Here is a 23608-nt window from a genome sequence, read left to right on the forward strand (position 1 = left end):
GCGCACCGTCGCCATCGAGGCCGACCCGATCCGCGCCGCCCGCATTGGCCGCAACGCCGCCGCCTGTGGCGTTCCCGGCCTTGTCGTGGTCGAAGGCAGCGCCCCCAAAGCACTTGCCAAGCTGGACACACCTGACGCGATCTTCATCGGCGGCGGCGGCAGCGATGCCGGCGTGTTGAACGCTGCCATCAAAGCGCTGCGCATTGGCGGCCGTCTTGTGGCCAATGCGGTGACGCTGGAGATGGAAACCTTGCTTCTTGCCCGCCATGTCTCGCTCGGCGGCGATCTCACCCGGATAAACATCTCGCGCGCGTCGCCGGTCGGCGCGATGCAGGCATGGCGGCCGGCCATGCCTGTCACCCAATGGAGCTGGGTGAAGCCATGATGGTCGCGGGCATAGGCAGCCGAAAGGGCGTGAGTGTCGAGGACGTACTTGCGGCGATAGAAACCGCTGTCGAAGCCCATGGCCTGACGATGACGGCTCTTTCGGCATTGGCGACGACTGAATTTAAACGCAATGAAGGCGCCATTTTCGCTGCTGGTCGTCAACTCAACCTCCCCGTCATAATAGTGGACGTGGCCGAATCCGAACCGGCGCTCCCCCTCACCCAGCCTCCGCTTCGCTCGGCTGACCTCTCCCCGAGGGGAGAGGAGGTTACCAGCGTCGCCGCCAATCTCTTCTCCCCAACGGGGAGAAGGTGGCCCGAAGGGCCGGATGAGGGGGCCGCCTCGCGCAACCTCTCGCAGTATCTGGCCGGCACGCCATCGGTTTCCGAGGCATCCGCCCTTGCCGTCGCCGGCAAAGGCGCCAGGCTGCTCGGCCCCCGCACGGTGCTCGGCCCGGTCACGTGCGCCATCGCCATCAGTGGAGATGCGCCATGACCGTTCATTTCATCGGCGCCGGTCCGGGTGCCGCCGACCTCATCACGCTGCGCGGCGCCAGGCTGCTGGCGAGCTGCCCTGTCTGCCTCCATGCGGGTTCGATCGTCGCGCCCGAGCTTTTGCAGCACTGCGCGCCAGGGACAAAACTGATCGACACCGCACCGATGTCGCTCGACGAGATCGAGGCCGAGTATGTCGCGGCCCACAAGGCCGGCCATGATGTGGCGCGTCTCCATTCCGGCGACCTGTCGGTGTGGAGCGCCGTGGCCGAGCAGATTCGGCGGCTGGAAAAGCATGGCATAGCCTACACGCTGACGCCCGGCGTCCCCTCCTTCGCCGCTGCTGCCGCCGCATTGCGCCGTGAGCTGACCATTCCCGAAGTCGCGCAAAGCCTGGTGCTGACCCGCATTTCCGGCCGTGCATCAAAAATGCCGCCCGGCGAAACGCTGGCCGGCTTCGGCCGCACCGGCGCCACGCTCGCCATTCATCTTGCCATCCACGCCATCGACCGCGTCGTCGCCGAGCTCACACCGCACTATGGCGGCGATTGCCCGGTGGCGATCGTCTTCCGCGCCTCCTGGCCGGACGAGCGCGTGCTGACCGGCACGCTGGCGACCATCGAGGCGCTGCTGGCCGCCGACCCGATGGAGCGCACGGCGATCATCTTCGTCGGCCGCTCGCTGGCGGCGGAAGGTTTTGGCGAGAGTTCATTATACGACGCCCAATACCAGCGGCGTTTTCGCGGACGGGACGGATTGTGAGCGGCAACACCAAAAACACCGGCGGAAACGCCACGCTCGAACAGGCCTTGTCCCGGCTGAACTTCAAGCCGCGCCAATTGGAACCGGGTCACGTCTGGCTGGCCGGCGCCGGCCCCGGCGACCCTGGCTGCCTGACCCTGGAAGTGCTGGCGGCGTTGGCCGAGGCGGATGCATTGGTCTATGACGCGCTGGTCTCATCAGATGTCGTCGCCGTTGCCGAAAATGCCGAGCTCTTCTTTGCTGGCAAGCGCGGCGGAAAACCGTCGATGAAACAGGACGACATCACCGCATTGCTTGTCCGGCTGGCGCGCGACGGCCGCCGCGTCGTCAGGCTGAAGGGCGGCGACCCCTATATTTTCGGCCGTGGCGGCGAAGAAGCCCTGGCGCTCGCGCGGGAAGGTATTCCCTTCCGCGTCCTGCCCGGCCTGACTTCGGGCCTCAGCGCACTGGCCGCGACCGGCATCCCGGCCACCATGCGCGGCATCAACAAGGCTGTGATCCTGGCCACCGGCCACGCTGCCGGCACCGATGACGATCTCGACTGGGCGGCGATCGCCCGCACCGGCCAGCCTGTCGTCGTCTATATGGGCATGGCCAATCTGCCCCTGATCGCCGCGGCACTGCTGGACGGCGGGCTGGCACCGTCGACACCGGCGGCGGTGATCGTCGCCGCGACGACGCCGCAGGAACGAACCGTCGTCGCCACGCTCGCCACCATTGCCGAGGAAGCGGCCGCCGCCGGTCTTGCCTCGCCGGCGCTCATCGTCGTCGGCGGCATCGTTGCCATGCGCGCAGCGCTGCTGGGGCAAGCATGACGGCCCGCGCCATCATCATCGGCGCGCCGCGCTCCGGCTCCGGCAAGACCAGCGTCACCATCGGCATCCTGCGCGCGCTCGCCCGGCGCGGCCTGAAAGTGCGCGGCGCCAAATCCGGCCCCGACTATATCGACCCCGGCTTCCACACCGCCGCCACGGGGCTGTCCGGCGTCAACCTCGACAGCTGGGCGATGCCGCGATCGCTGCTCAATGCTCTGGCAGCACAAGCCGCCGACGATACCGATTTCGTCATCCTCGAAAGCGCCATGGGCTTGTTCGACGGCATTCCGGCCTCGCCCGGCCGCACCGGTTCGGCGGCCGACCTGGCGCGGCTCTATGGCTTGCCGGTGCTGCTGGTGCTCGACGTGTCCGGCCAGTCGACCACCGCGGCCGCCGTCGCCAAGGGTTTTGCCACCTACGATCCGGACGTGCGCATGGCGGGCGTCGTGCTCAACCGGCTGGGCAGCGAGCGCCACCGCCGGTTGTCCGGCGACGCCATCGAGGCGATCGGCCTGCCGGTCGTCGGCGCCATCCTGCGCGACCCCACGCTGAACCTGCCCGAGCGCCACCTCGGCCTCGTCCAGGCTGGCGAATATGACGACCTGATGGCGCATCTCGACCGGCTGGCCGACATGGCGGAAAAGTCGCTCGACCTCGACGCTATCATGGCCCTGGCGACACCCCTCACCCCGGCGCCCGGCGGCTTCGCCGACGCACTGGCGCCGCCCGGCCAGCGGATCGCGCTGGCCGAGGATGCCGCCTTCACCTTCCTCTATCCGCATGTCGCGGCGTACTGGCGCAAGGCCGGCGCCGAAATCATCCCGTTCTCGCCGCTCGCTGACGAAGCACCCGACGAGGACTGCGATGTCTGCTGGCTACCGGGCGGCTATCCCGAGCTTCACGCCGGCCGGCTTGCCGCCGCCGCGACTTTCCGCGCCGGGATGGCAAGATTCGCCGCAACGAAGCCGATCCATGGCGAGTGCGGTGGCTTCATGGTGCTGGGCGAAGCTCTGGGGGACGCGTTGGGCGAAACGCATGCGATGCTCGGCCTGCTCGGCCATTCCACCAGCTTCGCCAGGCGCAAGATGAATCTCGGCTACCGTGAGGCGCGGTTGCGCGCCGATTGCCCTCTGGGTTCACAAGGTGCATTGATCCGTGGCCACGAATTCCACTATGCGCAGATGACCTCTACCGGCAATGACGAGCCGCTGGCCGACCTCGCCGACGGTCAGGGCAATCCGATCGGCGCCTCTGGTTATCGGCGCGGCCATGTCAGCGGCACCTTCTTCCATGCGATTGCGAGGGGCTAGAGCATGAAGTTCAAGAACCTGGCCCTTTCACCGCGGCAAGTCGTCGACGACATCGCGCTCTGCCTGGTCTTCTTCACAAGACTGCCGCTACCGGTCTTCGATTTTCGCGGCCGCAGCCTTGCCGCCGCGATCTGGGCCGCCCCCGTCGCCGGCCTCGTCGTCGGCCTGATCGGTGCCATCGTCTTTGCCACGGCGGAACGGTTTGGCCTTGCCATGGGGCCGGCGGCCGCCCTCGCGCTTGTGGCAACCCTGCTCACCACCGGCTGTCTGCATGAGGACGGGCTGTCCGACGTCGCCGACGGCTTTGGCGGCGGCAAATCACGCGGCCGCAAACTCGAGATCATGCGCGACAGCCGCATCGGCGCCTATGGCGCCGCGGCGCTGGGCCTGTCACTGCTGATCCGCTGGAGCGCGCTGTCGGAGTTCGTCGACCCGACACAGGCGCTGTTCGCCCTCCTGGCCGCACACGCAGCCTCGCGCGGCGTGCTCGGCGCTTTCATGCATCTCTTGCCCCCAGCGCGGATCGACGGCCTGTCGGCCGATGCCGGCACCGTCTCGGCCGAAACGGCAACAGCCAGCGCCGTGCTCGGCGCGATCCCGCTGCTCCTGCTCGGGCTCGGCGGCGCCGTTTTCGCGCTCATCCTGCTTGGCCTGCTGTTTGCTGCGTTTCGCGCCCTTTGCCTCAACCAGATCGGCGGCCAGACCGGCGACACGATCGGCGCCTTGCAGCAGGTCAGTGAAATCTCAGTGCTGCTCGTCGCTTCCGTTGCGCTTACCTGATTCCCTTTGGCCTGATTCCCTTTCGGAGACTTTGCCCCCATGCCCTTCAAATCGCTCGAAGAACTGCGCGCCGCCTGCCTCGATCTGCCGGCCGGCAGCGATGCCGCTGCCAATGCGGTTGCGCGCCGCCAGGACACGCTGACCAAGCCGCAAGGCAGCCTCGGCCGGCTGGAGACCATCGCCGCATGGCTGGCGCGCTGGCAGGGCCGCGACATGCCGAAACTCGACCGCGTCAAGGTTTTCGTCTTCGCCGGCAACCACGGCGTCACCGCGCAAGGCGTGTCGGCCTATCCCTCGGAAGTCACCGTGCAGATGGTGGCGAATTTCGCCGGCGGCGGTGCCGCCATCAACCAGCTTGCCCGCATGGCCGGCGCCGAACTCGACGTCATTCCGCTCGATCTCGACCATCCGACCGGCGACTTCACCCAAGTGCCGGCAATGGACGAGAAGGCGTTTCTCGCCGCCGTCTCGGCGGGCTACGACGCGGTGACAAAAGACCTCGATCTCATCTGCTTCGGCGAGATGGGCATCGGCAACACCACGCCGGCAGCGGCAATCTCAGCCGCCCTGTTCGGCGGCGGCGCGGAAAAATGGACCGGACGCGGCACCGGCGTCGACGACGCGGGCTTGAAGCGCAAGGTCGTTGCCATCGAAGCCGGCCTGAAGCGTCACGCCGCCGCCCTTGCCGATCCGCTTGCTGTCGCTGCCGCGCTCGGTGGCCGCGAACTGGCCGCCATCCTCGGCGCCACGCTGGCCACCCGCCATCTGGGCATACCCGTGCTGCTCGACGGCTTCGTCTGCACCGCCGCCGCGGCTCCGCTGGCAAAGCTGCACCCGGCCGGCCTCGCCCACACAATCGCCGCTCACGTCTCGGCTGAGTCAGGCCATCGCGGCCTGCTCGAAGCGCTCGGCCTGCCGCCGCTGCTCGATCTCGGCATGCGGCTCGGCGAAGGCTCCGGCGCCTGCCTAGCGGTCAACATCGTGCGCTCGGCGCTGGAGTGCCATGCCCGCATGGCGAGTTTTGCCGAGGCGGGGGTGTCGGAGAAGTAATGCGGGCCTAAGCGCAGATCGCCTTGATGAACAAACCCTTACAAATTTTCGGAGCCCCAGCCGCGCGGCCTATGGCGCGCGTGGCCGACAGGGGACACCAACGGGGCATTCGAGCGCTTCGCGATCCCATTTGCCGAGTTCGGCAGCAGCCTCGTAGGTACTCTGCAGAAATGCCGTGAGCATCGCTTCCGGGTCTTGCGCCCGACGTATTGCCTCATAGGGCAAAAGGAATTCACCGAGCTCCTTGGAGAAGAACGCCTGCCGCGGCTCGACCATCGCTGACGCAAAGCCTTCTGGTGACGGATAGGCATAGGAATAGAAGGCTGGATAGTCGAACAGGCCGCCACCCGGCCAGAAGCCGGCACTGCTCACCTCATGCGAATAGGCTTCGCGGGTGACAGCGTCGGACAGATGCGGAATGCCGCCTGGATGCGGCGGCGCCCGCCTGCCTGAAAAACGCGTCACTGCCAGATCAAAGCCGCCCCAAAAGAAATGGATGGGACTGACCTTGCCCAGAAATCCTGTCCGGAATCGCGAAAGGACCTCGTGTGTCGAGAGCAGGATGCGCCAGAAACGCTGGGCGTAGTCGCGATCGTAAGAAGCATGAACACGGTCTTGCTCGAACGGGATGCCGCCAGCGATTTCGGAGGGCTGCGTGAGGATCGGTGTCACGAGCCCTAGTTCGGCAAGCGCGGAGGTCACTTCGCCATGAAATTCCGCCACGGTTTTCGGTGCAAGCATGACCTGGCGGACGTGACCGTCGCTCGTCCTCACCCACAGCAGATGGTCTATGAAGTCGAAATCCAGTTGGAACACCCGCCCGCCAGATGGGATCGGCGAGGTCGTGAGACCGCGCGCGGTCACGTAGAACGGGACATGCCAGGAATGGTTCAGCCAGGGCTCGCGCATCAAGCGGACTTTGCCTACGATCTGGGTCCACAGGTGGAGCGTCTCGTAGGTATCCTTCCAGACGGCGTAGGGTAGATCTGGCCAGCGTTCCGAATTCAAGACAGACGACACGGTTCTCCTTCCTTCGCCGATAAGACTGATCGCAAGCCACTATATGAAGCCCTCCTGTCGATTGGCCAGCATTCGGGCCCTGAACAAAGGCCGACGCTACAATTCCGTATTCGCGACATCAACGGAGGGGCGCTGCATCGCGCGGTCGCGCCGTCAGCCTCAGGTGGCGAGCTCTTTTTATGCCCACGTCACTGGCCACGAACGATTCTGAGGAGGCATAGGCCGCCGCTCGGCCGTTGTGCCGGTCGGCTCATCCGAAACGCCTTATATTAGCAAGAAAGAATATATTAACCGCTGTGATGCAGCCTTCCGTACGGGGACGGGAAACCTCCCCATCGGACGTTCCAAACGCGCGCTGAAGCGCCGGGACGCCCGACCAATGCGGAGCAAACGCATGAGTGTCGGAGCAGCTCTCGAACAATTGCTGCGGTTGATCCATAGCCGAGCTATGAAGTTAGCGGCGTTGCCGGAGGATGAAAGGGATTTACACTACGATCTCATCCGCCGGTCATGTTGCGAAGCCGCCGAGCACATAGGGCAAAATCCCGACAAGGCAGCCATCACTGCAAACGATATGGTTGAGTTCGTTCGCGCACTAGTCGGAATCATCGAGGTGAGCTATGGATCAGACCAAGGGCCAAGCACCGATCGGCCGCCGCCAGCGCACCATTTTGGCAGGCGGGAGAACGGCATGACGCGCGGCTAGAACCATCCGCCGACCTGTTTGAACAGGACCGATACCGAAACAAAACTCTGATTGATTCTAACCAATGAGGCGCCCCGCCGAATGGCACTCCACGTTGCGGCCGAGGGGCACCCGCTCTATGTTCTCGCGGACACGCTGACCGAGGTGTTGCAGTGAGAACAAACGGGCAAATCCGGTGCCAAAATTTGTTGGCAGGACCCTTTTCTCGCTCTATACTTGGATCACCACTAAAGCATTGAAAATGCTTTGGTGGGTGCGCACAGGATTGAACTGTGGACCCGCTGATTAAGAGTCAGCTGCTCTACCAACTGAGCTACGCACCCACTCGGCCGGCAAAAACCGGCGTTGGCGGGCATATAGCCGCCACCATCGGTCCTGTCCAGCCCTGCCGGAATCATTTCCCGACAAATCGCCTGGAGCATGATCCCGAAAAGTGGAATCCGGTTTTCGGAAAAGATCATGCTCATGCAAAAAGACAGAGCCCCATCCCGATTTCATCGGGATGGAACAGGCTCTAAGTGCCGCAGCCGTCAGACGAAAAGCTTGCCCTCCGCGACCTTGATCGCGTTGCCGCCGATGCGCGCCGAGGCCAGTTTTCCGCCTTCCACGGTCAGTTCGAGGCGAATTCGCGATGGCCGGCCCATCTCCAGCCCCTGCTCGATCCACAGCTGCGAAATGCCATCGGTCGGTGCGTCGAAATGCATGATGGCGCCGGCAAAGGCCGCTGCCGCCGAGCCGGTCGCCGGATCCTCATAGGAAGGCGTGCCAGGCACGATCATGCGCACATGGAAGGCGCTTTCGTGGTTCACCGTCTCGCGGCAGTAGACATAGGGACTGGCGAAGGCCCACTCGCTCTTGCGCGGCGCCAGTTCCGACCAGGCCTGGTTGTCCAGTCGGACCCGGCCCGCCGCCTCGAGATTGGCAACCGGGATGGTGACGTAGGGCACGCCAGCCGACCAGAACGCGACGCGGTGATTCTCGAAGCCGATCTCGTGCGGCGTCAACCCAAGGGCCGCACCGATCGCCTCCGGATCGGCCTCGAGCTTCAGCGGCTCCGGCAGCTTCGCAAGGTCGAACTCGGCGAAGGTGTTGCCGTCGTGCTTGCTGACGGCGCAACGAACCGGGCCGATGTTTTCCTCCAGCACGAAGATGCCGGCGCCGCCCTCTTCCGACAGTTCGGCCAGCGCGATCGCCGCCCCCACGGTTGGGTGGCCGGCGAACGGCATTTCATAGTCGGGCGTGAAGATGCGAATGCGGTTTCTGTGCTTGGGATTGACCGGCGGTAGAACGAACACCGATTCGGACAGGTTGAATTCACGCGCGATGGCCTGCATCGCGGCCGTGTCCAATCCCTTGCTGTCCAGCACGACGGCCAAAGGATTGCCGGCCAGTCGCTCGGTCGTAAACACATCGTAGAGCAAGTAATTCCGGGTTTTCATTCGTGCCTCAATCCCAACATGGGCGAAATTTAATTTGATATTTGAACCGTCAAGCCTGATCTGTGCACAGATAGGGACATTGCGCATTATAGGGGTCCAGCGTGGACCAGATTGTCAATCTGCCAAAGACGGAATCGGATTCCGCCATCGAGACGGCGCTTGGGCTCGACAGACAAGGTCTGCGCAAGTCGCGTCGGCGTGGCTGGCTCTATGCCCTGCTGGCGCTGATCGTGCTCGCCGCCGGGCTTGGCGCCTATCAATGGTATGCCGGCTCGCCGGCCAAGATTGATTACACCACCGTGTCTGCCGCCAAGGCCGATCTCACCGTCGCGGTGTCGGCGACCGGCACGCTGCAGCCCCTCACCCAGGTCGATATTTCCAGCCAGCTCTCCGGCATCATCCGTTCGGTGTCGGTCGAAGAGAACCAGCAGGTCAAGAAAGGCGACGTGCTGGCGGCGCTCGACACCGCCAAGCTGCAGGTCCAGATCGAACGGGCGGAGGCCTCCGCCAAGGGCGCGGCCGCCAATGTCGAGGACGCCACGGTGACGCTGGCCGAGAACGAAAAGGCGCTTATCCGCGCGGCGGCGCTGACCAAGCGCGGCATGGCGACCGACCAGTCGCTCGAGGCCGCGACCGCGACGCGCGACCGTTCCAAGGCGGCACTCGACAGCGCTCAGGCCAATCTCGCCATCGCCAATGCCGATCTGAAATCGCAGCAGACCGACCTGGCCAACAGCACCATCTATGCGCCGATCGACGGCATCGTGCTGACGCGCTCGGTCGACCCCGGCCAGACGGTCGCCTCTTCCTTGCAGGCGCCGGTGCTGTTCATCATCGCCGCCGATCTCAGGAACATGGAACTGGTGGCAGCCGTCGACGAAGCCGACATCGGCGCGGTCAAATCCGGCCAGCATGCCCGCTTCACGGTCGATGCCTTCCCCGAGCGCCCGTTCGATGCCGAGATCCGCGATATCTCCTATGCCTCGGTCACCACCGACGGCGTCGTCACCTACAATGCGCGGCTGGAGGTCGACAACAACGAGCTGTTGCTGCGGCCCGGCATGACCGCCACCGTTTCGGTCGTCACCAAGCAGGCCAAGGGCGTGCTCACCGTGCCCGCCACCGCCTTCCGCTATCGCCCGACGCAGCAGGCCGCCCGCGGCTGGAGCCTCAGCGACCTGTTCACCGGCCGCATGGGCCGCCCCGGCGGCAACCGCCAGCGCCAGGCCACGGCGGCACCCACCGACGGCTCGCGCACGCTCTACGTGCTGGAGAACGGACGGCCGCATCCGGTCAACGTCAAGATCGGCTCCACCGACGGTGAACTGACCGAGATCATTTCGGGCCTGGACGAAGGCGCACAAATCATCACCGCATCGCAGCAGCGGAGCTGATACCGTGGCTGCGGGCGCGACCCTCATCACCTTCGACAAGGTCTGGAAGAGCTACGGCCAGGGCGAGGCCAAGGTGCATGCGCTGGCCGGCGTCGATCTTGCCATCCGGCGCGGTGAATTCGTCGCCATCATGGGTCCGTCCGGCTCCGGCAAGTCGACAGCGATGAACATCATCGGCTGCCTCGACACGCCGACGGCCGGAACCTATTCCTTCATGGGCATCGACGCCGGCCGCCTCGACCGCAACCGCCGCGCCATGCTGCGCAACCTCTATGTCGGCTTCGTCTTTCAGGGTTACAATCTGCTGGCCCGCACCACGGCAGCGGAAAATGTCGAACTGCCGCTGATCTATCGTGGCGTTGCCACCCGCGAGCGCCGCGACCTTGCCATGCAGGCGCTGGCGGAGGTCGGCCTTGTCGGCCGCGAGCACCACACGCCGGCCGAACTGTCCGGCGGCCAGCAGCAGCGCGTGGCGATCGCGCGCGCCATCGTCACGCGCCCGACCCTGCTCGTCGCCGACGAGCCGACCGGCAATCTCGACACCGCACGCACGCACGAGATCATGGAGCTTTTGACCCGGCTCAACACCGAGCTTGGCCTGACCATCGCCATGGTCACGCATGAGGCCGACGTCGCCCGCTATGCCGAACGCACCATCCGCTTCCTCGACGGCCATGTCGCCTCCGATTCCAAGAATCTGGAGGTGGCGTAACCATGATCTGGGAAACCGTCCGCCTCTCGCTCCGCTCGATCCGCCGCAACGTGCTGCGCTCGTTCCTGACCTTGCTCGGCATCGTCATCGGCGTCGCCGCCGTCATTGCTATGCTCACCATCGGCTCGGGCACCACCGAAAAGGTCAAGGCCGACATCTCTAAGCTCGGCAGCAATCTTCTGGTCGTCCGCTCCGGCCGCCCGGCCGGTCCCGGCGGTCCGGGCGGGCTCGACCAGGTGGTGCGTCCGCTGGCCGAAAAAGATCTGGCGGCGCTCGTTGCCCATCTGACCGGTGCGCGCGCCATTTCGCCGGCCTCGCAAAAGCAGGTGCGCGTCATCTTCGGCACCGAGAGCCTGACCTCCGGCGTCACCGGCACCGACAGCGCCTATCTCGATGCGCGCGACTGGAAGCTGGTGTCCGGCCGTCCGTTCAGCGATTCCGAAACCCGCTCGGGCACCGGCGTCTGCCTGATTGGCGAGACGGTGCGCCAGCAGTTCTTCGGCGCCGGCGACCCCGAGGGCGAGATCATCCGCGTCAACCGAACCTCCTGCAAGATCATCGGCCTGCTCGAGCCCAAGGGCTATACCGGCTTCGGCCAGGACCAGGACAATGTCGTCCTGATGCCGCTGCACGCCTATCAGCGCCGCATCGCCGGCAACCGCGACATCGACAACATCTACATCGCCGCCGACGACCGCACGCCGACCAGCGAACTGCAGCCGCGCGTCGAGGACATCTTGCGCGATGCACGCCGCATCACGCCCGAGCGCGAGAGCGATTTCGCCATCCGCGACATGACCCAGATCGCCGACGCCATGGCCAGCGCCACCACCACCATGACCGGCATGCTGGGTGCGGTCGCCGGCGTCAGCCTGCTGGTCGGCGGCATCGGCATCATGAACATCATGCTGGTGTCGGTCACCGAGCGCACCCGCGAGATCGGCATCAGGCTGGCCATCGGCGCGCATGAAAAGCACATCCTCATCCAGTTCCTGGTCGAGGCGACGGTGCTGTCGCTGCTCGGCGGCATCATCGGCATCCTGATCGGCCTGGCGCTGGCCGGCCTCGCCTCGGTGACGCTGACCATCCCCTTCGTGCCAAGCCCGGCGGTCATCCTGCTCGCCGTCGGCTTTTCCGCGCTCATCGGCATGGTGTTCGGCTTCTTCCCGGCGCTGCGCGGCGCCAGGCTCGATCCGATCGACGCGCTTAGGCACGAATAGGGCAACCCGGCCGGAACGCAGCCAGCGCTCCGACCGGTTTTGCACAGCCTTCGACGTTTCCACCCGGCCTCGCCACTGTCGGCGCACCGTTGGCGATGCTAGGGCAATTCACCTTGGGTGGAGGAATAGCCTATGAGCAAGAAGGCGCGACTGATCCTGGCGATGGTCGTCATCGAGGTCTTCCTTGCAGGCATCTGGTGGTATCTCGCCCGCTACGGCATGGCCAATCCCGATCGCGTCACATCGGATTTCCAGGCAGTCGTCGGCCAGACCATGGGAATGGCGATGGGCGGCTTGCTGGGCATCGGCCTTATCCTGTTCCTCGTCGCCGCCCGCAACGATCGCAAGGACGCGCTGAACAAGACGCGCCTTTAGTCCGTGCCGGCAAAATGCCACTCGATCAGCGGCTTCATGTGCGGTGACAGCCCGACCGGCAGGTCGGCGGCGTGGCGGATGATCACCGGCCCCTCGATCTCTGGATCGGTCTCGGCCGCTACGAAGGCTGAGATGCGCTGGGCGATCTCGTCGGCGGGCGCCGTCTCGTGATAGCGGCGGAAGATCACCGTGCCGTTGTTGGTCGACAGGGCGTGCCAGCGCTTGCCCCGTTCAGCACCTGACAGGTCGAGGCCGGTTTCCTCGCGCACCTCACGGATCATGTTGAAGTCGACGTCGACCAGACCGTCGCGAAAATCGATCGGCTCGAACGAGCCGGCGGCGAAATAGACGCGCCCGGCGTTGACCGTGTGCGATCCCATGCGGATCGCCACCAGCGCGTTGTCGGCGGCCACCAGCATAGCGTGGCCATAGGCATGCTCGGCGCCCGAATTCTCGCGCTGTTTTCGCCACAGCATGAACGTCGAGTAGTTGACCGCATGGCAGCGGCCGACGAGGCGATTGTCGCGGTACGCGAGTTGCGACAGGAGCACCACCGTGCCGTCGAACAGCGCCGGCTTGGCACCGATTTCGCGCTGCCAGTTCTCGGCGATCGCCTCTGCATTGTTCAAGGCGAACGGGTGCGGGTCAGGATCGAGCCGAACGTCGATGGCGTCGACCGGCAGGATGACATTGCGCGGCAGGTCGAAACTCATGTTGCTCCAACGCTGCTCAGGTCATGTCCAGGGTAATGGCCACCGGACAATGGTCCGACGCCTTCGGGCGGTCCCAGCCGGCGCGCGGAAAGCGCTCCACTTCCTGCCCCGGCGGAAAGATGGTGCGCCAGGGCTGGCCGTTGCGGATGATATCGGGAACGGCGGTCGCGTTGCTGGCGGCGAGCCCTTTCGACAGCAGGATGTAGTCGAGCTGGCACAGATGCCGCTCTTCCGGTCCGCGCGTGTGGTAGAAGCTCCAGCGGTTCATCTCCGGCCGCCGCTCGACGACATTTTCGCAGAAGCCGCCTTCTGTCAGCACGTTGATGCAGGACACGGCCTCGTCCACCACCTCGAAATGGTAGCCGTCGATCGCGTCGCCGGCGATCTTCACGCGCTGCCGGTAATCGTTCATGTCGCCGCAGATCGCCCAGCGCTTGTCGGCGGCATGCTCCCCACCGAAACGCTCCTCGATGATCCGCCGCACGGCTTGCGCCTCCGCGATGCGCACCGGCATCGTCGCCTCGCGCCCGTCGAGCCCGTTGCGCGGTGAGCCCATCGACTTGAAATGCACGAGGTAGAGCGTCAGCGGCACGCCGCCCACGGTCACGTCAACCTCCAGGCAGTCGCGCCGGAAGATGCGTTCATTGGCCTGGTTGCCGAGGGCTGCCAGTTCCGGCGTGTGCAGCCCGAACTGCTCGTAGGTGACATAGGCGTGGCTGGTCATGCGCACGAATTCGATCGGCTGGCCCTGCGCGGTCTCGTTGCGCATCATCACGGCAACGTCGATGCCGCGCGAATCATTGCCCGATGTGGTGTATTTCTGCCGGTAGCCCTGCCCCACCATCTTGAACAGATAGCCGTATTCGAAGGCCTTCAGCGCCTCGATATTGTCGACCTCCTGCATGCAGATGATGTCGGCGCGGGTGGCCGCGATCGCCAGCGCCGTCAGCTGGCGCGTGTCGTCGGACTGGGCAATGGCGCGGGCCTGCTCCAGCATCTTGTATTCGGCCTCGCTCTGGATATCGAACAGCGCCAGCGTTCGATCCTCGTTGAGCTGGTTGCGATAGCCGGAAAAATCGAACCTGTTCATCAGGTTCTCGACATTGAAGGTGGCAAGGCGCAGCGACATGCCAAGACCTTTGCCCGCAAGTGCTGGAGAAAACAAGCTCGCAGGACCACCAGCGAAGATCGATTGGTCCTCAGGCATTCGCGCCATGGTTGACGGAACCTTTCCGTTCATCCGCCGTTCAGATGCAAGCATCCATTGTTGCCCCATTCCTCGGGTGGGCGTGGGGCCTGTAACTCATGGAGAGTGCAATGAATTCGCTCTTTTCTTCCACCGTCAAATCCGGGCTGTTGGCCCTCGGCATCTTCTCCGGCATCACGGCGCCGTCCGCCGCCGGACCGATCCTGCAGCCGAACATGTCGATTCCCACCAGCACGGCGGCGCCAACCGTCACGCCGGTGCGCGACGAATGGGCCGGCGGTAATGACCGGCAGTTCAACAATGACAATTGGAGGTGGCGCCGGTCGGGTAACTGGAACGGGGGCCGCAGACACTGGAACGGTGGCGGCGGAAACTGGAACGGTGGCGGCAACTGGGATCGCGGAGACGACTGGCGTTGGCGCCATGGTCGCCACCACTATCGCGGCGGTCGTTACTACGATGACGGTGCGGCTGCTGTACTCGGACTTGGTCTGGGACTCGGCCTCGGCAGCATGTACAACAACTACAATTATTACGATGCGCCGCCGCCGCGCCGCTACTACCGTGCCGGCCGGCTGTCGAGCGCCCATGTTCAATGGTGCTACAACCGCTACCGGTCGTATCGGGCCTACGACAACACCTTCCAGCCCTACAACGGCCCGCGCCAGCAGTGCTGGTCGCCCTATAGCTGAGCCGCGCTGATTGACGAATACGGCGCCGCGCATCGCGGCGCCGTTTTTGTTTATGGGCAAGACGCCGCAAAAGACGGAACCGCGAGCACGGTGACGTACAGCACGCCACCGCTGTCGTTCGGCTGCTTGACTGCTAGCCTGGATCTTTGGAGCGATCCTGCTGCGCCCTCGTGGACAGCTGCTTCAACACGCCAAGGAAGTCGTTGAATCGCTCCTCACCGATTTCCTCCGCCCATTCCGCATGCAACCGCCGCAGGCAGCTGAAAATCGTCTCGACAAGCTGCCGCCCGCGCGCGCTCACGTAGATGAGGCGCCGGTCGCTGCCCTCGGGAGAGCGCCGCTCAATATAGCCAAGTTCTTCGAGCTGGATGAGGAGGTAGTTGATCGCCTGCCTCGACATTCGCTTCTGGCGAGCCAATTCCGACGGCCTCACGCCGTCCGGAAGGGGATAGGAGAACACGGCAAAGTGAGCGTCCTGAAAGTCGGTGAAGCCGGCGTCATGAATGGCCTCGTGCATCTGGCTGCGAACGTGCTCCCAGGTGATGCGCAAGAGAGCCCCGAAGAAGGGCGGGCGCAGCTCTGTGTCGGGCTCCGGCGTCTGGCTGGCTGTTGACATTGTTGTAAAGTCCTTTTACAAACTCTGTAAAGCCACTTTACAACAAGGAGCATGTCGATGGAAGCGGATACACAGAGCGTCTTGAGGATCGGTGAGCTGGAATTGCGCTTCCTGGTCACCGACAAGGGTGCAACCGTGTTTGAATTCGTTGTCCCGTCCCGCGCCCGCGTACCGGCGCCCCACTACCATCAGGAGGCGGACGAAACGCTGTATGGACTGGAGGGCATTTTGACGATCACCGTTGATGACCGAAAGCAGGAACTCGGTGCCGGCGATGCCATCTTCATTCCGCGCGGAAGTGTCCACCACCACGAGAACCTGCACGACGGTGTGTCGCGGACCTTGGCCGTGCTGACGCCGGGTTCCATCGGGCGCCGCTACTTCGAGGAGATTGCCGAGGTGATCAATGTCCCCGGCAAGCCTGACCTGGCCAAGGCGAAGGAGGTCATGCTGCGCCACGGGCTAGTGCCCGCATAGGTCTCCAGCCGAGGCGGCCCCAAGCAGTACTGGTGTTATCGCCGCGACAAGCTCACTGCGACCAATTCGCAGTGAGCTTGATTGAGGGACGACTGAGTCCGGACCCTGGTTCTTGGCCCTATCGACCAACTTGTTCTTCGAGCCCCCCGCGCGCCCGCAGGGCGAAGCCCCAGGACGCGCAGAGGCAAGAACGTGGATTTCGCTCAGTTCTTGGCCTTGTCGACCAGCTTGTTCTTGGAAATCCACGGCATCATCGCGCGCAGCTTGGCGCCGACTTCCTCGATCTGGTGGCTGTCATTGTTGCGGCGGATGCCCTTGAAGCGGGACATGCCGGCGCGGTATTCCTGCATCCACTCTGAGGTGAACTTGCCGGTCTGGATGTCCTTCAGCACGCGCTTCATCTCGGCCTTGGTCTCGGCGGTGATGATGCGCGGGCCCGAGACATATTCGCCCCATTCGGCGGTGTTCGAGATCGAGTAGTTCATGTTGGCGATGCCGCCTTCATAGATCAGGTCGACGATCAGCTTGACCTCGTGCAGGCACTCGAAATAGGCCATCTCAGGCGCGTAGCCGGCTTCCACCAGCGTCTCGAAGCCGGCGCGGATCAGTTCGACCAGACCGCCGCACAGCACGACCTGCTCGCCGAACAGGTCGGTCTCGCATTCCTCGCGGAAATTGGTCTCGATGATGCCCGAACGGCCGCCGCCGACGCCGCAGGCGTAGGACAGCGCCAGGTCGAGCGCGTTGCCCGAAGCGTCCTGGTTGACCGCAACCAGGCACGGCACGCCGCCGCCCTTCTGGTATTCGCCGCGCACCGTGTGGCCGGGGCCCTTCGGCGCGATCATGACGACGTCGACCGTCGACTTCGGCTCGATCAGGCCGAAATGCACGTTGAGGCCGTGCGCGAAGGCGATCGCCGCACCATCGCGGATGTTCGGCGCGATCTCGTTCTTGTAGATGTCGGCCTGCAGTTCGTCGGGCGTCGCCATCATCATCAGGTCGGCCCATTTGGCGGCGTCCGCCACGCTCATCACCTTGAGCCCGTCGGCTTCGACCTTCTTGGCGGTCGCCGAGCCGGCCTTGAGGCCGATGGCGATCTCCTTGGCGCCGGAATCCTTGAGATTGAGCGCATGCGCCCTGCCCTGGCTGCCGTAGCCGATGATGGCGACCTTCTTGCCCTTGATCAGATTGAGATCGGCATCACGATCGTAATAGACGCGCATTTTGTCTTCCTTCCCGTTTTTACAAATCAGAGGCCTTGCGGCCCGGTTTTTGCTCCATGAAGAGCGAGAAACTGCTGCGTCGCCCGCGCGGCATCGCCGCCGATCGCCGCCTCAGTCAATTCCAGCCGGTCGCCGAGCAGCAGACGGATCTGCACGTCGCGGGCGACCAGCCCGAAAAAGGTGCGGAACGCCGTTTCGGCATCCGCGAACTTGAGCAGCCCGGCCTGCCGACCGGCTTCAAGGACAGGCTTCAGGCGCTTGGCCAGCGCGAAACGGCCATTCTCCAGCACCACGGCGCCGAGATTGTCCTTGCCGGACCCTGCATGGCCGACCGCCACGCGGTTGAGCGCGATCGAAGTATCGCTCGAAATCACCTTGAGCCAGTCCGAGGCGAAGCGTTCGAGGCTTGCCGTCAGCGAGGCCAGATCGAGCCCCTTGCCGTCGACCTGCGCCACCCGCACTTTCGAGGCCTGCCATTGCACCGTGGCCGTCAGCAGCCCGTCGCGATCGCCGAACCATTTGTAGAGCGTTTCCTTGGAGCAGCTGGCGCGACGCGCCACGGCGGTCATGGTCAGCTGATCGCCCTCTTCGACCAGCAGCCGCAACGCCGCGTCCAGAACGGCTTTCTGCCGCTCCGTCAGCGCTTCGCTGGTGTCGATCTCGGGCACGTTGTGCAACACGCTCTTCTCTCGAAAGGTAGGGCCATCGGTCATTCCAATGCGCCGTACCGTACGTTACGGTTCGGCATATTGCGCAATCCGAGGCCGCGCGCAAGAGGACGAGCGCAAAAAATATCTGCAGGTGGATGGGCGCTGCCGCGCGACAAGCCGCGCTTAATCGCTGGCTGGCGGCTGGCGCAGCCGGCCAAGCAGTGCCGAGACCATGGTCAACTCCTCTCCCGAGAGTTTGGCCCCGACCAGTTCGGCGATCGACCGTCCGTAGACAGCCCACATCTGGCGGCGTGTCTCTCGCCCGTTGGCCGTAATGCGGATGGTTTGGCCACGGCCGTCATCGGCCACCGGCAATTTCTCCACAAGCCTGTCGGCCTCGAGCCGGGCCAGCAGGCGCGAAATGTTGTATTGCGCGAACAGAGTGCGCTCGATCAGCTGGAACGGCCGCAGCCCGCCCTCACCCGCCTCGGCGAGTTCATGCAGCACATCGTACCAGGCAAGCGGCGGCAGGCCAGCGGCCTTCAACGCCTCTTCAGCGCTTTCCATCAGCTGGCGCGAAACCCGCATCAAGCGGGCCCAGGCCTTGATGGCTTCAGACGAAGGCGTGGCTTTCTCGGTCATGGCCCAACATAGGCGGTAGATGCAGATGCATCAAGCTTGACGATAAATGCATATGCATCTACATAGATGCAGTTGCATTAACTAGGAAGCCAGACTCATGAAACACGAAATCTGCAAACTCGCCGACATTCCGCAGACAGGCAGCCTGATCGCGCCGTTCTTCGGCCGCGAGGTGCATGTCTATCGCAGGGGCGATCACATCCGTGCCGCCGCCAATGTCTGCCTGCATTTCGGCGGGCCGCTCGACTGCAAGGACGGCAGGCTGGTCTGCCAATGGCACGGCGCCTCGTTCGATATGGCAAGCGGCGATCGGCTCGGCGGGCCGGCGCCAAAGGAGTCCCGCCTGATGTTCCTGTCGACGCGCGTCGAGGATGGCGCGTTGAACTATGTCTGGGGCGAGTAAGATGACCGACAAGCTCATTCTCGTCAGCCATCATCTCTGCCCCTATGTGCAGCGCGCCGCGATTTCACTGGCCGAAAAGGCCGTGCCGTTCGAGCGCGTCGACATCGACCTCGCCAACAAGCCGGACTGGTTCAAGGCGATCTCGCCACTCGGCAAGGTGCCGCTGCTGCGTGTACAGCGAAATGGTGAGGAAACGGCGGTCTTCGAGTCGGCCGTCATCCTCGAATTCCTCGAAGAGACGCAGGCCAACCCTCTCCACCCTGCCGACCCCTACGCCCGCGCCCGGCATCGTGCCTGGATCGAGTTCGGCTCGGCAACCCTCAACGCCATCGGCCGGTTTTATTCAGCCTCGACCGAGGCAGGCTTCCTGGCCGAATCCAGCGCGCTGTCTGCCATGTTCGATCGTCTCGAAGCCGAGCTGACGGACGAGACTGGCGGACCCTGGTTCGCCGGCGAGCGCTTCTCGCTGGTCGACGCCGTCTACGGTCCGGTCTTCCGCTATCTGGACGCCTTCGACCGGATCGGCGATTTCGGCATCCTTGACGGCAAACCGCTTGTCCGGGCCTGGCGCCAGGCGTTGAGTGAGCGCCCGTCGATCAAGCACGCCGTGGCGCCGGACTACCCGCAGGCCTTGCATGCCTTCCTGCGAGCGAAGGGATCGTACCTTTCGAGCCTCATTGGCCAAAGCGATCCGGCCACCGCGCCTCCGTCAGCCCGATCCGCTTGAACGGGTCGATCACCGTGCCGGCCACCATCGAGGCGAGGAACTGCGGCGCCGGCGGGATCTTTGCCACCGTCGCCACCAGCCTGTCGCGGATGAAGGGCAGCGCCACTGAATCCGACTGGTAGAACGGCGTGAATGCCAGCGATAGCGCCTGGAAGATGCGGACATGCCAGCGCCGCGCCCTCGCATAGGCTTCCAGCGCTGCCTCGACGTTTGGCGTCCGCACCAGCGCATGGCTGAGTGCTGCGACGTCGAGCAGCGCCATGTTGGCCCCTTGCCCGAGCTGCGGGCTGGTCGAGTGCGCCGCGTCGCCGATGATGGCCAGCCGCAGCCCAACCGGCCGCTTCATCGTGTGGTGGCCATAGCGCGCCAGCGAGAGCTGGTCGAAACTGTCGATCTGGCTGGTGTACGCCTCGCTTTCAGGCCACAGCCGGACCACCCTCTCCTTCCAGGCGTTCAGGCCCCGGGCGCGCACCTCGTCGGCATCCGACGGCTTCAGGCTCCAGAAGAATGCAGCCATCTTTTCAGCACCTGGCTCCGGCCGGCCGATCGGCAGCACGCCGATCATCACGCTCGCTCTGTCGTAGCGTTGCAGCAGCGCATGCTCGTCAAAACCTTCGCCGCGCCAGCCGAGCGAGGCCCAGAACGCGCCATAGGTCAGCGGCCGCGGCTCGCCTGGAGCACTTGCACTCAATCGCAGTTTTGAGCGCGAACCGCTGGCGTCGACGACCAGATCGAACGGCCCTGCCCTTCGCCCGTTGCCACAGATCAGGCTCACCCGTTCGCCCGCCTCCAGCGCCTCGACTTCAACCCCGGTCTCGATGGCGATCGCCTCGCGTTGCGCGGCGCGGAAAAGCACGCCGAACAGAGCCGCCCGGTGCACCGCCAACCCGAAGCGGCCACCGCGTTGCGCATCATAGCTGACGTCGAGCACGGTGCGGCCGCTGCGGGCGTCGGCGCCATGCAGGCGATCAATGCGGCTGCCCAGCGCCAGTATGTCGTCGAGCAGGCCAAGATCGGCCAGGACCGTCAGCCCGGTCGGCTGCAGGATCAGCCCGGAGCCGACCGGCTTCGGTTCATCGAAGCGCTCGAAGACGGTGACCCGATGCCCGGCACGCTTGAGATAGAGCGCCATGGCCAGTCCCGCCGGCCCGGCGCCAGCAATTGCGATGTCGTAGGAAATGCCAATGCCCCCAAAGCCGAATGGCCGGGACAATCCTTCAGCGGCCGGACGAAATCAAGTCGCCAACGGCCTTGTCCGGCTCACGCCTGCGCCGCATCAAAGCCGGCGCGCGCGTCGCGCACGGCGTCATGATTGAGCTCGGCCCACAGGATCAGCTGGTGCAAGGCGCCGAACATCGAGTGTCCGAGATCGGTCAGGCTGTATTCGACGCTCGGCGGCTTGGTCGGAAACACTTCGCGATGCACATAGCCGTCGCGCTGCAGATCGTAGAGCGTCTGGGTGAGCATGCGCTGTGAGATGTCGGGCACCAGCCGCCGCAACTCGCCGAAGCGATAGGGCTTTTCGGCCAGCGCCCCCATCAACAGCGAACTCCATTTGCCGCTGAGACCCTGGATCACATCGCGAACCGGGCAATCGGCAATGTTTCCGCCATTGCTCATGGATTTGTAGATCTCGAGCTTGGATTTGAGATTGACGATCTTGCTGTCCACCGCTGGTTCCCTGCGCGTGCCTACCTCCCGAAAAACTGCCTTCTTTACGGCAACAGGTCAATTCCTATTTTAGTGCTGGTCTCTTTTTGAGACTGACACTCGAACCGCGCTTCCGGCGCAACGTCAGGATCCTCCATGACCGAAACCCTTCTCGTCACCGGCGCGTCCGGCCAGCTCGGCCGTAGCGTCATCAACCACCTGCTGGACTCACTCAAGGTTCCGCCTCGGCGGATCATCGCCACCACCCGCAACCCGGAAAACCTCGCCGACCTGGCGGCGCGCGGCGTCACCATCAGGACCGCCGACTTCGACGACGCCGTATCGTTGGAGGCCGCATTCAAGGGCGCCGACAGGGTGCTGATCATCTCGACCGGCGAGATCGACCTGCATCACGGCAAGCGCCTGAAGCAGCATGAGAACGCGGTCGCTGCCGCGAAGAAGGCCGGCGTTTCGCACCTGCTCTACACCTCGATGCCGAATCCGGAACCGGTTTCACCGATACTGTTTGCCAATGATCACTACGGCTCCGAGCAGGCGATCAAGGCAAGTGGCATTGCCTACACTATCTTCCGCAATGGCTGGTACCAGGAGAACCTGTTCATGGCACTGCCGCAGGCCATCGCATCGGGACACTGGTACACATCCGCCGGCGACGGCCGCATCGCGCACGGCGCGCGCAAAGACATGGCGGCGGCGATCGCCGCCGGCCTCGCCGCCGCTTCGAACGAAAGCAAGACCTACACGTTGACCGGCCCGCAGGCCTATACCGTGGCCGAGATTGCCTCACTGGTAAGTGAGGTCACCGGCAAGCCGCTCAATGTCGTGCCGGTTTCGGATGAAGCCTTGACCGAAGGCGTGAAGGCGGCCGGCGTTCCCGAGGATTTCGCCCGCATCATCGTGTCGTTTGACGCCAACACGCGCGCCGGCCGCATCGCCATGGTGACGGACACGGTCGAGACGCTTTCCGGCCGGAAGTCAAAAACGCTGAAGCAGTTCCTCGAGGCGAACAGGGCCGCTCTGGTTGGTTGACGGCCAGCGGTGCCGGGAGCCGAGATACCCGGCTTTCGGTACCGTTATTTCGATGTCTTGAGCAGCCCGAGCCGGATCAGGCTTTCGCCGGTCGCAGCCAGTGCGTCTTCGCGCGATCGCGGCGACCAGCCGAGCATGCCCACCGCCTTGGCGTTGGTGGCATTCTTGACTTTACCCAGTTCCGGCGCGAGCTGTGCGGCTTCCCCGTTGAACAAGCCCACGATCCGCACCAGCCAATCGGGAAGCTGCCTGGTCGAGATGCGCGCCGCCGCATCGCCCAATCGCGTTTTCAAAGTCTGGGCGATCTCCCGCACCGTCATGAAATCGCCGGCGATGGCCAGGAACCGCTCGCCCTTGGCGGCGGGATTGGTCATGGCACGCACATGCAGGTCCGCCACGTCGCGCGCGTCGACGACGCCGAAGGAAAGGCGTGGCAGCCCGGGCATGGCACCGTTCAACATACGCTGGACAAATTCGGTGGAGGTCGAATGGTCCGAGCCAAGAACCGGTCCAAATATCCCCACCGGATTGACGACCGCGAGCTCCAACGCGCCGCCCTCGGCAATGAAATCCCAGGCAGCACGTTCGGCCAAAGTCTTCGACTTCACATAGGCGCTGACCTTGCCTGTCGGATCGGTCCAGTTCTCCTCGGTGAACGGCCGGCCGCCGGACGGCAGCTTGCCATAGCCGATCGCGGCGAAGGACGAGGTCAGCACGACACGTTTGACGCCCGCGTCCCGCGCGGCCCGCAACACCCGCATCGCTCCTTCGCGGGCCGGGATGATCAGATCATCCTCATGCTTCGGCACGCCAGGCGGGAACGGCGATGCGACGTGAAGGACATAGTCGCAGCCGGCAACGGCATCAGGCCACCCGGCATCGGCCATCAGATCGGCGACGGCAAACGAAAGAGCCGCCCCGGGCTCGGTGCCGCCAGCCTTGAGCATAGCCAGAACATCGGTTTCACGCTTGGCTGAGCGAACGGTCGTGCGCACGCGGTAGCCGGCTTTCAGCAGTTCGAGAATGCAATGCGCCCCGAGGAAGCCGGAGCCGCCGGTAACAAGCACCAATTCGCCGCTCATGCCCGCCTCCTC

General features: G+C 64.5%; 28 protein-coding genes and 1 tRNA gene. 17 read left to right on the forward strand and 12 right to left on the reverse strand.

Features of this window, described 5'->3' with window-relative positions; all coding sequences use genetic code 11:
• From FCU66_RS36410 to cobT, 7 genes are all read left to right on the forward strand, one after another.
• Positions 1 to 385: bifunctional cobalt-precorrin-7 (C(5))-methyltransferase/cobalt-precorrin-6B (C(15))-methyltransferase (locus FCU66_RS36410; protein WP_425462886.1), on the forward strand; the 385-nt coding region annotated here is incomplete at its 5' end.
• Complete coding sequence (locus tag FCU66_RS42965) at positions 382 to 882, forward strand: cobalamin biosynthesis protein (protein WP_246680267.1); 501 nt, start codon at positions 382 to 384, stop codon at positions 880 to 882. The genes FCU66_RS36410 and FCU66_RS42965, both read left to right, overlap by 4 nt.
• Entirely contained in the window at positions 879 to 1643 is a 765-nt protein-coding gene (gene cobM / locus FCU66_RS36425) for a precorrin-4 C(11)-methyltransferase (RefSeq protein ID WP_136620205.1), read from the forward strand. Before FCU66_RS42965 ends, cobM begins: the two co-directional genes overlap by 4 nt.
• The gene (gene cobA, locus FCU66_RS36430; protein WP_136620206.1) at positions 1640 to 2458 is read left to right on the forward strand and encodes a uroporphyrinogen-III C-methyltransferase; all 819 of its coding nucleotides are present in this window, start codon (positions 1640 to 1642) and stop codon (positions 2456 to 2458) included. The genes cobM and cobA overlap by 4 nt, the downstream gene beginning before the upstream one ends.
• Complete coding sequence (locus tag FCU66_RS36435) at positions 2455 to 3768, forward strand: cobyrinic acid a,c-diamide synthase CobB (protein ID WP_136620207.1); 1314 nt, start codon at positions 2455 to 2457, stop codon at positions 3766 to 3768. The genes cobA and FCU66_RS36435 overlap by 4 nt, the downstream gene beginning before the upstream one ends.
• 3 nt (positions 3769 to 3771) lie before the next feature.
• Positions 3772 to 4548 (forward strand): adenosylcobinamide-GDP ribazoletransferase, encoded by a 777-nt coding sequence (gene cobS / locus FCU66_RS36440; protein ID WP_136620208.1) that lies wholly within the window; start codon positions 3772 to 3774, stop codon positions 4546 to 4548.
• Positions 4549 to 4587: 39 nt separating this feature from the next.
• Positions 4588 to 5598, forward strand: coding sequence for a nicotinate-nucleotide--dimethylbenzimidazole phosphoribosyltransferase (gene cobT / locus FCU66_RS36445; RefSeq protein WP_136620209.1), 1011 nt, complete (start codon positions 4588 to 4590; stop codon positions 5596 to 5598).
• Between the two features lie 69 nt (positions 5599 to 5667).
• On the opposite strand, the gene FCU66_RS36450 is transcribed toward cobT, so the two are convergent.
• Entirely contained in the window at positions 5668 to 6618 is a 951-nt protein-coding gene (locus tag FCU66_RS36450) for a DUF5996 family protein (protein WP_136620210.1), read from the reverse strand.
• Positions 6619 to 7012: 394 nt separating this feature from the next.
• Here FCU66_RS36450 and FCU66_RS36455 point away from each other — a divergent pair, with 394 nt between their 5' ends.
• Complete coding sequence (locus FCU66_RS36455; protein ID WP_136620211.1) at positions 7013 to 7324, forward strand: hypothetical protein; 312 nt, start codon at positions 7013 to 7015, stop codon at positions 7322 to 7324.
• Between the two features lie 247 nt (positions 7325 to 7571).
• Here FCU66_RS36455 and FCU66_RS36460 read toward each other — a convergent pair.
• Both FCU66_RS36460 and FCU66_RS36465 read right to left on the reverse strand, forming a co-directional pair.
• Positions 7572 to 7647 (reverse strand) — tRNA-Lys (locus FCU66_RS36460).
• Between the two features lie 207 nt (positions 7648 to 7854).
• The gene (locus FCU66_RS36465) at positions 7855 to 8763 is read right to left on the reverse strand and encodes a PhzF family phenazine biosynthesis protein (protein ID WP_136620212.1); all 909 of its coding nucleotides are present in this window, start codon (positions 8761 to 8763) and stop codon (positions 7855 to 7857) included.
• Between the two features lie 101 nt (positions 8764 to 8864).
• Between FCU66_RS36465 and FCU66_RS36470 the strand changes: the two genes are divergently transcribed.
• From FCU66_RS36470 to FCU66_RS36485, 4 genes are all read left to right on the forward strand, one after another.
• Positions 8865 to 10157 (forward strand): efflux RND transporter periplasmic adaptor subunit, encoded by a 1293-nt coding sequence (locus tag FCU66_RS36470; RefSeq protein WP_136620213.1) that lies wholly within the window; start codon positions 8865 to 8867, stop codon positions 10155 to 10157.
• A 4-nt stretch (positions 10158 to 10161) separates the two neighbouring features.
• Positions 10162 to 10869, forward strand: a complete 708-nt coding sequence (locus FCU66_RS36475; RefSeq protein ID WP_136620214.1) for an ABC transporter ATP-binding protein — start codon at positions 10162 to 10164, stop codon at positions 10867 to 10869.
• A 2-nt stretch (positions 10870 to 10871) separates the two neighbouring features.
• Positions 10872 to 12089 (forward strand): ABC transporter permease, encoded by a 1218-nt coding sequence (locus tag FCU66_RS36480; RefSeq protein WP_136620215.1) that lies wholly within the window; start codon positions 10872 to 10874, stop codon positions 12087 to 12089.
• A 132-nt stretch (positions 12090 to 12221) separates the two neighbouring features.
• On the forward strand, positions 12222 to 12464 hold the full coding sequence (locus FCU66_RS36485) for a hypothetical protein (RefSeq protein ID WP_136620216.1): 243 nt from the start codon (positions 12222 to 12224) through the stop codon (positions 12462 to 12464).
• Here the strand turns inward: FCU66_RS36485 and FCU66_RS36490 are convergent.
• Together FCU66_RS36490 and FCU66_RS36495 are read right to left on the reverse strand one after the other, a co-directional pair.
• A complete protein-coding gene (locus FCU66_RS36490; RefSeq protein WP_136620217.1) occupies positions 12461 to 13177 on the reverse strand; it encodes a hypothetical protein in 717 nt (238 codons plus the stop codon). The genes FCU66_RS36485 and FCU66_RS36490 overlap by 4 nt on opposite strands.
• Before the next feature lie 16 nt (positions 13178 to 13193).
• A complete protein-coding gene (locus FCU66_RS36495) occupies positions 13194 to 14306 on the reverse strand; it encodes an endonuclease/exonuclease/phosphatase family protein (RefSeq protein ID WP_136620218.1) in 1113 nt (370 codons plus the stop codon).
• Between the two features lie 188 nt (positions 14307 to 14494).
• Between FCU66_RS36495 and FCU66_RS36500 the strand changes: the two genes are divergently transcribed.
• The gene (locus FCU66_RS36500) at positions 14495 to 15076 is read left to right on the forward strand and encodes a BA14K family protein (RefSeq protein WP_136620219.1); all 582 of its coding nucleotides are present in this window, start codon (positions 14495 to 14497) and stop codon (positions 15074 to 15076) included.
• 133 nt (positions 15077 to 15209) lie between these two features.
• Here the strand turns inward: FCU66_RS36500 and FCU66_RS36505 are convergent, their stop codons facing one another.
• Positions 15210 to 15692 (reverse strand): MarR family winged helix-turn-helix transcriptional regulator, encoded by a 483-nt coding sequence (locus FCU66_RS36505; protein ID WP_136620220.1) that lies wholly within the window; start codon positions 15690 to 15692, stop codon positions 15210 to 15212.
• A gap of 57 nt (positions 15693 to 15749) precedes the next feature.
• On the opposite strand from FCU66_RS36505, the gene FCU66_RS36510 reads away from it, so the two are divergent.
• Positions 15750 to 16169: a cupin domain-containing protein gene (locus tag FCU66_RS36510; RefSeq protein WP_136620221.1), complete on the forward strand. Its 420-nt coding sequence runs from the start codon at positions 15750 to 15752 to the stop codon at positions 16167 to 16169.
• A gap of 203 nt (positions 16170 to 16372) precedes the next feature.
• Here FCU66_RS36510 and ilvC read toward each other — a convergent pair whose 3' ends face one another.
• The 3 genes from ilvC to FCU66_RS36525 form a co-directional block, all read right to left on the reverse strand.
• Positions 16373 to 17392, reverse strand: coding sequence for a ketol-acid reductoisomerase (gene ilvC / locus FCU66_RS36515; RefSeq protein WP_013531065.1), 1020 nt, complete (start codon positions 17390 to 17392; stop codon positions 16373 to 16375).
• Between the two features lie 26 nt (positions 17393 to 17418).
• A complete protein-coding gene (locus FCU66_RS36520; RefSeq protein ID WP_136620222.1) occupies positions 17419 to 18105 on the reverse strand; it encodes a TetR/AcrR family transcriptional regulator in 687 nt (228 codons plus the stop codon).
• A gap of 120 nt (positions 18106 to 18225) precedes the next feature.
• Complete coding sequence (locus FCU66_RS36525) at positions 18226 to 18684, reverse strand: MarR family winged helix-turn-helix transcriptional regulator (protein WP_136620223.1); 459 nt, start codon at positions 18682 to 18684, stop codon at positions 18226 to 18228.
• A gap of 97 nt (positions 18685 to 18781) precedes the next feature.
• On the opposite strand from FCU66_RS36525, the gene FCU66_RS36530 reads away from it, so the two are divergent.
• Positions 18782 to 19087: a Rieske (2Fe-2S) protein gene (locus FCU66_RS36530; protein WP_136620224.1), complete on the forward strand. Its 306-nt coding sequence runs from the start codon at positions 18782 to 18784 to the stop codon at positions 19085 to 19087.
• A 1-nt stretch (position 19088) separates the two neighbouring features.
• A complete protein-coding gene (locus FCU66_RS36535) occupies positions 19089 to 19814 on the forward strand; it encodes a glutathione S-transferase family protein (protein WP_168992020.1) in 726 nt (241 codons plus the stop codon).
• Here FCU66_RS36535 and FCU66_RS36540 read toward each other — a convergent pair.
• Complete coding sequence (locus FCU66_RS36540) at positions 19762 to 21027, reverse strand: FAD-dependent oxidoreductase (RefSeq protein ID WP_136620226.1); 1266 nt, start codon at positions 21025 to 21027, stop codon at positions 19762 to 19764. The genes FCU66_RS36535 and FCU66_RS36540 overlap by 53 nt on opposite strands.
• Before the next feature lie 47 nt (positions 21028 to 21074).
• On the reverse strand, positions 21075 to 21485 hold the full coding sequence (locus tag FCU66_RS36545; protein ID WP_136620227.1) for a winged helix-turn-helix transcriptional regulator: 411 nt from the start codon (positions 21483 to 21485) through the stop codon (positions 21075 to 21077).
• A 135-nt stretch (positions 21486 to 21620) separates the two neighbouring features.
• On the opposite strand from FCU66_RS36545, the gene FCU66_RS36550 reads away from it, so the two are divergent.
• Positions 21621 to 22514: an SDR family oxidoreductase gene (locus tag FCU66_RS36550; protein ID WP_136620228.1), complete on the forward strand. Its 894-nt coding sequence runs from the start codon at positions 21621 to 21623 to the stop codon at positions 22512 to 22514.
• Between the two features lie 44 nt (positions 22515 to 22558).
• On the opposite strand, the gene FCU66_RS36555 is transcribed toward FCU66_RS36550, so the two are convergent.
• The gene (locus FCU66_RS36555) at positions 22559 to 23596 is read right to left on the reverse strand and encodes an SDR family oxidoreductase (protein ID WP_136620229.1); all 1038 of its coding nucleotides are present in this window, start codon (positions 23594 to 23596) and stop codon (positions 22559 to 22561) included.
• Between the last annotated feature and the right edge of the window lie 12 nt (positions 23597 to 23608).

The sequence above is a fragment of the Mesorhizobium norvegicum genome (assembly GCF_004919685.1).
In the GTDB taxonomy this organism is placed as follows: domain Bacteria; phylum Pseudomonadota; class Alphaproteobacteria; order Rhizobiales; family Rhizobiaceae; genus Mesorhizobium; species Mesorhizobium norvegicum.

What these genes read in the sequence shown, in the direction of transcription:
- FCU66_RS42965 (WP_246680267.1), top strand. Translation starts at nt 382, where the DNA reads ATGATGGTCGCGGGCATAGGCAGCCGAAAGGGCGTGAGTGTCGAGGAC.
- cobM (WP_136620205.1), top strand. Translation starts at nt 879, where the DNA reads ATGACCGTTCATTTCATCGGCGCCGGTCCGGGTGCCGCCGACCTCATC.
- FCU66_RS36435 (WP_136620207.1), top strand. Translation starts at nt 2,455, where the DNA reads ATGACGGCCCGCGCCATCATCATCGGCGCGCCGCGCTCCGGCTCCGGC.
- cobS (WP_136620208.1), top strand. Translation starts at nt 3,772, where the DNA reads ATGAAGTTCAAGAACCTGGCCCTTTCACCGCGGCAAGTCGTCGACGAC.
- cobT (WP_136620209.1), top strand. Translation starts at nt 4,588, where the DNA reads ATGCCCTTCAAATCGCTCGAAGAACTGCGCGCCGCCTGCCTCGATCTG.
- FCU66_RS36455 (WP_136620211.1), top strand. Translation starts at nt 7,013, where the DNA reads ATGAGTGTCGGAGCAGCTCTCGAACAATTGCTGCGGTTGATCCATAGC.
- FCU66_RS36465 (WP_136620212.1), bottom strand. Translation starts at nt 8,763, where the DNA reads ATGAAAACCCGGAATTACTTGCTCTACGATGTGTTTACGACCGAGCGA.
- FCU66_RS36480 (WP_136620215.1), top strand. Translation starts at nt 10,872, where the DNA reads ATGATCTGGGAAACCGTCCGCCTCTCGCTCCGCTCGATCCGCCGCAAC.
- FCU66_RS36485 (WP_136620216.1), top strand. Translation starts at nt 12,222, where the DNA reads ATGAGCAAGAAGGCGCGACTGATCCTGGCGATGGTCGTCATCGAGGTC.
- FCU66_RS36490 (WP_136620217.1), bottom strand. Translation starts at nt 13,177, where the DNA reads ATGAGTTTCGACCTGCCGCGCAATGTCATCCTGCCGGTCGACGCCATC.
- FCU66_RS36495 (WP_136620218.1), bottom strand. Translation starts at nt 14,306, where the DNA reads ATGTCGCTGCGCCTTGCCACCTTCAATGTCGAGAACCTGATGAACAGG.
- FCU66_RS36500 (WP_136620219.1), top strand. Translation starts at nt 14,495, where the DNA reads ATGAATTCGCTCTTTTCTTCCACCGTCAAATCCGGGCTGTTGGCCCTC.
- FCU66_RS36505 (WP_136620220.1), bottom strand. Translation starts at nt 15,692, where the DNA reads ATGTCAACAGCCAGCCAGACGCCGGAGCCCGACACAGAGCTGCGCCCG.
- FCU66_RS36510 (WP_136620221.1), top strand. Translation starts at nt 15,750, where the DNA reads ATGGAAGCGGATACACAGAGCGTCTTGAGGATCGGTGAGCTGGAATTG.
- ilvC (WP_013531065.1), bottom strand. Translation starts at nt 17,392, where the DNA reads ATGCGCGTCTATTACGATCGTGATGCCGATCTCAATCTGATCAAGGGC.
- FCU66_RS36520 (WP_136620222.1), bottom strand. Translation starts at nt 18,105, where the DNA reads ATGACCGATGGCCCTACCTTTCGAGAGAAGAGCGTGTTGCACAACGTG.
- FCU66_RS36525 (WP_136620223.1), bottom strand. Translation starts at nt 18,684, where the DNA reads ATGACCGAGAAAGCCACGCCTTCGTCTGAAGCCATCAAGGCCTGGGCC.
- FCU66_RS36530 (WP_136620224.1), top strand. Translation starts at nt 18,782, where the DNA reads ATGAAACACGAAATCTGCAAACTCGCCGACATTCCGCAGACAGGCAGC.
- FCU66_RS36535 (WP_168992020.1), top strand. Translation starts at nt 19,089, where the DNA reads ATGACCGACAAGCTCATTCTCGTCAGCCATCATCTCTGCCCCTATGTG.
- FCU66_RS36550 (WP_136620228.1), top strand. Translation starts at nt 21,621, where the DNA reads ATGACCGAAACCCTTCTCGTCACCGGCGCGTCCGGCCAGCTCGGCCGT.
- FCU66_RS36555 (WP_136620229.1), bottom strand. Translation starts at nt 23,596, where the DNA reads ATGAGCGGCGAATTGGTGCTTGTTACCGGCGGCTCCGGCTTCCTCGGG.